Annotated in this window: 5 protein-coding genes; 1 reads left to right on the top strand and 4 read right to left on the bottom strand. The window is 47.2% G+C overall.

Annotated elements, in window-relative coordinates; genetic code table 11:
- The 4 genes from NCN05_RS12150 to NCN05_RS12135 form a co-directional block, all read right to left on the bottom strand.
- The coding region (locus tag NCN05_RS12150) for a hypothetical protein (RefSeq protein WP_250398248.1) at positions 1 to 301 on the bottom strand (301 nt) is incomplete at its 3' end.
- Between the two features lie 601 nt (positions 302 to 902).
- A complete protein-coding gene (locus NCN05_RS12145) occupies positions 903 to 1,178 on the bottom strand; it encodes a hypothetical protein (protein WP_250398247.1) in 276 nt (91 codons plus the stop codon).
- A 29-nt stretch (positions 1,179 to 1,207) separates the two neighbouring features.
- A complete protein-coding gene (locus NCN05_RS12140; RefSeq protein ID WP_250398246.1) occupies positions 1,208 to 1,810 on the bottom strand; it encodes a hypothetical protein in 603 nt (200 codons plus the stop codon).
- Positions 1,811 to 1,868: 58 nt separating this feature from the next.
- Entirely contained in the window at positions 1,869 to 5,153 is a 3,285-nt protein-coding gene (locus NCN05_RS12135; RefSeq protein ID WP_250398245.1) for a beta strand repeat-containing protein, read from the bottom strand.
- A 507-nt stretch (positions 5,154 to 5,660) separates the two neighbouring features.
- Between NCN05_RS12135 and NCN05_RS12560 the strand changes: the two genes are divergently transcribed.
- Positions 5,661 to 5,786: a hypothetical protein gene (locus NCN05_RS12560; protein ID WP_284500708.1), complete on the top strand. Its 126-nt coding sequence runs from the start codon at positions 5,661 to 5,663 to the stop codon at positions 5,784 to 5,786.
- The last annotated feature ends 214 nt before the right edge of the window (positions 5,787 to 6,000 follow it).

Below are 6,000 nucleotides of genomic sequence, written 5' to 3'. Positions count from 1 at the left end.
CACCATCGGAGGTACTTGCTGAGGAAGCAGCGGTCGTACCCGCAAGACCCTGGACGCCAGCGTCTGCACTTACTTCAATAGTGCTGTCTGTCTGAAGTCCAGAGTTGAAAACTGTCGTAGAAACAGCACCGCTGTTTCCAGTGACGTTGTCAGCGGAAGCGGCGGAGGAGGAATTGGATTCGGATTGGACGGTGGCATCAGCGTCAACGACAACGTCGACGTTCTGAAGACCAGCGGCGCTGACATTGTCAAACGAGAAGGATTCCCAACCTGGTACGTCGTTAGAGGTAGGAGCAGCCATCGTCTTCAGAAGTTGAAAAGCTTCAGTTCGGATGCACCCACAACAGGATGCATCTCTAGAAACTAATTCGAGAAAATCGAATTTGTCAGTATTGCCGCAGTTGGAGCCTGTATTGCTTGTAGGCTCTGCGAATTCTTGTCTGAGTGAATGAAACCTGGACTAACTACCTATTCTTTGGAGCCTGTGCATACCTGGGTACCATCATCTATACAGTTTCTGGCTTATGTCGTATTGATAGAGATAAGCTGTGGTCGAGCGCAGCCAGCCCACAGTGGTCGGGAACCAATCCTGAATCATTAGCCTGTAACTGATTGGGGTTGCTTATAAAAGATTTCAATTAGCTTATTCTTCGACCTTTTGGACAGCTTTCGCGCCAATGAGTAACATGGCTCGCCTATCCATGCTCGGAGGGCCTGAGATGGAATAAAGATCTTTAGACCACCTAATTATATTTGAATTGAGTTAGGGTGATGTTTCGGATAAGCAAGTAATTTGTTTAAAGCAATAACTAATTATTGCCTTGCCTTCCGATTGCCTTGGAGAATCGTTGGCGTAAGCACATAATGTTTAAAGTACTAATTATGCGTTAATTCTTAGTATCTTAGGTGGCAAGAAGAGGTGCGACCATTAATTGTTCAGGGTTTTGCTGTAGAATATCGTCCAATTTCTCAATGCCAAAGTCTTGGGTCAAAACGATTAATAAGTCAGCTGATTCTGTTAATACTCTCGATAACTCCTTCATGACCATCTTCGGAGAAATGGATACCCCCTTAAGCAGCTCGACACTGTCGTTGGTCGTCTGGTCAATTAGAACCTCTGCCTCGTCAAGCGAGTCAAGAAGCATGCTGCCGGAAATCGCTGAGAGTGCGCTCTCCACAGCCTTAAAGCCTTTTGCTTACGTTACCTCTACCTCAGAGGGTTTGACAACCCCTCTAGGGGTTGGATAGAACCAGGCCAGGGCAGCACCTCGATGTCGTCTTCTTGTTCTATCTGTGGCTTGGCGGCTTCCCCTAATGTTTTGCAGTGGTTGAGTAACTGCTTTATGTACTGGTCTTCCAAATCAAAACCAGTGCTAAGCAAGGCGGGTTCGGCAATGGCTACGAAATGCTCAAGGCTCGGGCCAGCGAGTTCCAGTGGAGAGCGTCTAACGGCCAAATTCCAGCCTTGAATAATTTCCCACTCCAACCAGGGTTCGGGCCCACTCGTAAGTAAGAGGTGACCTTGTCGTGCCAAGACCATTGAGTTACTTTCATTCCCTTGATAATCGAGTCGAGTTATTGAAGATCCAGGAGATAAGTGGTCTGCCGGTTGGTTTTCATTTGGGAGAAGTCGTTCCATCAGGCGTTGAATAATGCGCCCCCGACCAACTTTCAGTAGCTCGCACAAGCTGTCTACCCTGGAAATTAATTGCGGTTCCAGCCAGACTTCAACTCTTTTGGCCCGGGGTGTTTTCTTTTCTTGAAAGCGACCTAATGAATCTCGGGAGATTGGAATTGATTCGATGCTCATAATTGTGATCTACGCCGAATCCAGGACCTATGACTAATTTTTTTGAAAGTATAGGTAATCATTCGTTGCTCGAGCTTAACGCTGTGGCGCTCGAGTTGGATTCAACAACTAGATTTCCTTCTCCGTAGAGCATCACTTCAGCACCTGAAATCCCCACAGTCTCGGAACTACTTTGGCTGCTGGCTTGGCCTTGGCTTGTCATGGCTGTGACGTAACTACTATCTTGCGCAATCGCCACAACATCGGAGTCTGAAGTGACGACAGTTGATGTCGCATCGTCAGCAAGAATTCCAACACTCTTGCTTGCATGTATGGCTGTAGCATTGCCTAATTCAGTGGAGCTCAGGGTGTCAATGGACTGCTGACTTTCTCCACGTATGCCGCTTGTGCCGTAACCGCTACTGAGAATTGAATCATCCAAGCCAACGCTGGTTGATTCGCTGATATTTGAGCTGTCACCAGAGAGGGTGAGACCCAACAGACTGATATCGACTTCACTATTTCCACTAATGCTGCCCTCTAGGCCACCACCTTGAACTTCTCCACCTTGAATACCTCGACCTTTAAGATTCGCGTTGATGTCAACACTGCCGCTAAAGCTCTGAGATGTTAGTTCAGCTTGAAGCAGACCGGAACCAGAAATGTCACCTGTTCCATCCAGACTGATAATTCCAGTATCGTCGAGAGAAGCGCCAATTGACTCAAGTTCAGCCGTAATCGAAGCTTGACCAGCTTCTGCAGCGCTAATAAGCTCAACGACCTTATTGGAGTCAAGACTGATTTCTCCACTATCACGCACTTCAATCGAATCACCAGCGTCCCCGCGGTAAGCCGACACAGTTGAATCCAAAGACAAGTTTGCTTCGTCTTCGTTGTCGCTACCTGAAGTATTGGCAATGAGATTAATTGCGTTGCTTGCATTCAGATCGATATTTCCATCTTGATCAGAGGAAATGCTGCCTGCATCGGCTGCAACCGTGTCAACTGCTACAGCAGCAGTCGCTTTTCCTTCTTGAGTGCTCGCAGTGGCATTGATAGTGCTGTTGACGTCAATGAAGGTATCTTGGTCAGATGTGCTGATGAGATCAAGATCATTGAGACCGCTTATTTCAACGGAATTTTCACCGTCAATGGCCGCGACATTCAGGTTTGCATCACCATCGACACTGGAAGCATCTAACGCCAAATCGAAGTCTGAATCAGCGTCGAAATTCAGAGATGATCCGCTGCTTACTGAACCCTCAACCGCTTCAACCCCTGAGGCAGCGGACTGCTGATTTGCATTGAAGCTTGCGCTTGAATCATCTGAGAAGCTCGAGCTCTCAACAGACACGCTCATGTCTGAAGTGAGTGTTAATGCTGCATCGCTATCACTGTTGAGAACACCGTTGAGAGCAGAAAGCTCGTCAAGCGTTAGTTCTGAATTTGCCGTTCCGTCAACTGACGAAGCCAAAAGGTTTAAATCGGCTTCAATATTACCTTCAAGAGTGATTTCTCCATCTGCATCAAGTTGATCAACTGAAAAACCTTCGACGTTACCTGCGTTGGTGCTGGCCATTGCATCGCCAGTCAAGGAACTTGCATCGTTGCTGCTAGTTAGACCGAGGTTCGCAAGGAGTTCAGCATCGCCTTCGATTTCAATAGTTTCAGAGTGCAGGCCAAGGAGGGCTGAGAGTTGAGAAAGACTCTCAGCCGTTCCATCAACGCTGCTTGCATCACCCATCAATGATGCCAACGCATCACCGATCAGGTTTGTATCTCCAGAGCTCAACAGTGTGGTGATCGCGAGGGCTTCTTGTTCTCCAAGTTCTGAAATAGCTTGAGCATCACCTGCAATAGTTGCCGCTAATTGTTGGAGAGTTGTTGATGCTGAAGCATCAAAATTGATGGTATTACCAGCCGTTGATTCTGCATCAACGCCGTACACATAATTGACCGCACCACGACTGGTTGCGTTGTCTTCGGTGCTGACCGAATTGCCGCTGAAAGCTAGAGAAGTATCGGCTTCAGAACTGATTCCCGAGCCAGAATTTAAGCTTTCTGCTTCAAGGCCAGCAAGATAATTCTGGATTTCTTCTGTGCTTGCTGTTGCAAGAACACTGGTTGCTTCAGCTTCTCCCCCAAGGAAGTTATTAACGACGAGCTGAACTTGTCCGCCAGCTTCTTGTGTTCCAAGTTCAATGCCAACTTGGTTGCCGCCGTTTGAGGCAGTAGTAGATGCTCCATTGATGCTGTGAGCATTTTGTTCAACAATTACGTTTTGATCTGCCGTGATGGAGGTGTCGCCACCACTTTGGAGCTGAGAATCAGCTTCAACTGCGACACTCTCAGTAACTGTGCTTGAAGCACTAGCGTCACTTCCGTTACTGCGCGAGGTCTGTTCAATGTTGAACTCTAAGCTTGCATCGGCATCGAAACCAGCATCGGTTGTAGCTCCTCCCAAGCTGATGCCACCACCATCGTGGATGACAGATGCAGTTATGGCATTGCCGGATTCGCTAGTTGCCAATTCATTGATGGCAGCCTTGGTTTCGGCATCTAACTCAAGGCTGCCGCCGATCTCTGCATTGGTGGCTCCATTGGATGCTCCATCGATTTCAAGACCCAGTAATTGGAGTAGATCAGAGGTGGCTGATGCATCACCACTCTGGCTACTGCTGGTGTAGTTAAGTGAAATGTCAGCGTTGTTGTCTATTTGGGATGAACCCTTGACAAGCAGCTCAGTGGTGCTGGATCCGAGTATTGCATCGATTTTATTAGTTACGTCAGCGTCTCCAACAGCAGACTCTGCTGAACCAATAAAACTCCCGGCTATGTCACTGCTTGCAACCCAGTTGCCTCCAACATTGATTTGTTCAAAATCTGAACCGCTGAATTGTTCACCGCCGATAACTACTGCGGAATCACTATGAGTTGATTCTGCTGTGCTACTTAGATCGAAATCAATATCGCTACTTAAAGATCCATTCGCCTCAATCGCAGTACTTGCCTTGGTACCACCTACGCCAACGACATCAAATGATGAAGACGTTTCAGAGATGCCGTCAACTGAACTGCTGCTGCTGCTGCTTTCGGCATCGACAGCTGACGACAGAATTGCATCCCCACCGCTGACCAGCGCTTCAACAACTTGTCCAGTGGCCTCGTCTTCTAAATCTTCGAGGCGTATACCGAAGAGCTCTATAACCGAAGTTGATGAGCTCGTCTGTTCTGTGCTGCTGGCCTCAGAGCTCAGATCAGCATTGACAGCACCGGAAACCTGAAAGTCTCCACCAGTCTCTGCACCACTAACGGAAGCACCCTCAGCGCGTAGCTCTTCGTAGATGACTGAGTCGCCCGCCACGAGTGATCCTCAAAAAGAGTGTGCAGTGCAACCTGCTGACCTTGACACTATGACTTCATCACCGGCGGTTCGTGAATGCATGACGTACATACTTCCTTATGTTGCTTTCTTGTATACACAGAATGCTGCTTCGACCGGATGCTGTCCTCGTATTTAGGTATCTGTTGTCATGCCTTACTTCGGTCTGATTTTGGCCGCAAATTCTGCATTGCTGTGTATAGATACGCATTGATAGGTCTTGTGATTTCCTTTCAACGCGTCAGTGCAGGCATCGTGCTTGTTTTGAGCGTATAGACAAAGTTTGGAAAAAGTTAGATCAAAAAAAGTGCTTAATATTGAAACGGGCCGGCAAGGCGGTAATCCACCGTTGCTCAAAACCACTGTCATTACTGGCTTTTGCTAGGAATTTACTTCTAATAAAAAAATATCTGAACCTTTGTGTTTTCAAAAAATTTCACTTTGATAATCATTAGGCCAAGGCTGTGTACACGCAAATATACGTAGTTGTTGCATGAAGGTGTTGACGGCTTGGATGATTTGGATCAAAATAGTGGATATCTCAAGCCATTCGGTGAGAAAGCAGCCTCCGGTTTGGAAATATTCTTTTTGCCAGTTGCAGCCTCGCTTGGGTGATATTTTGGCGTGCCAGGTTTTCAGGGTATACGGACGTATTGTACGTATATTTCTGTCTATACGGACGGCACTTACTGCTTATTTGGCTAGCCAAAATATGTGCTTTTGGGTACAAGAATGTCGATCGCGGCCTTGTTGTATAAGCAGTGCTAATCAAAATTATGACGCTTTTATGGCTCTGGTCCTGACTTTCTTGCTCGACAGAAGTTGGATG

It is taken from the genome of Synechococcus sp. MU1651 (assembly GCF_023630635.1).
GTDB lineage: Bacteria > Cyanobacteriota > Cyanobacteriia > PCC-6307 > Cyanobiaceae > Parasynechococcus.
The sequence above is the reverse complement of the archived record's forward strand: the minus strand, read 5'-3'. Positions and strand labels throughout refer to the sequence as shown.

Bases quoted from the DNA above. Each gene is read 5' to 3' on its own strand.
- NCN05_RS12140 (WP_250398246.1), bottom strand. From the start codon at position 1,810: ATGAGCATCGAATCAATTCCAATCTCCCGAGATTCATTAGGTCGCTTT.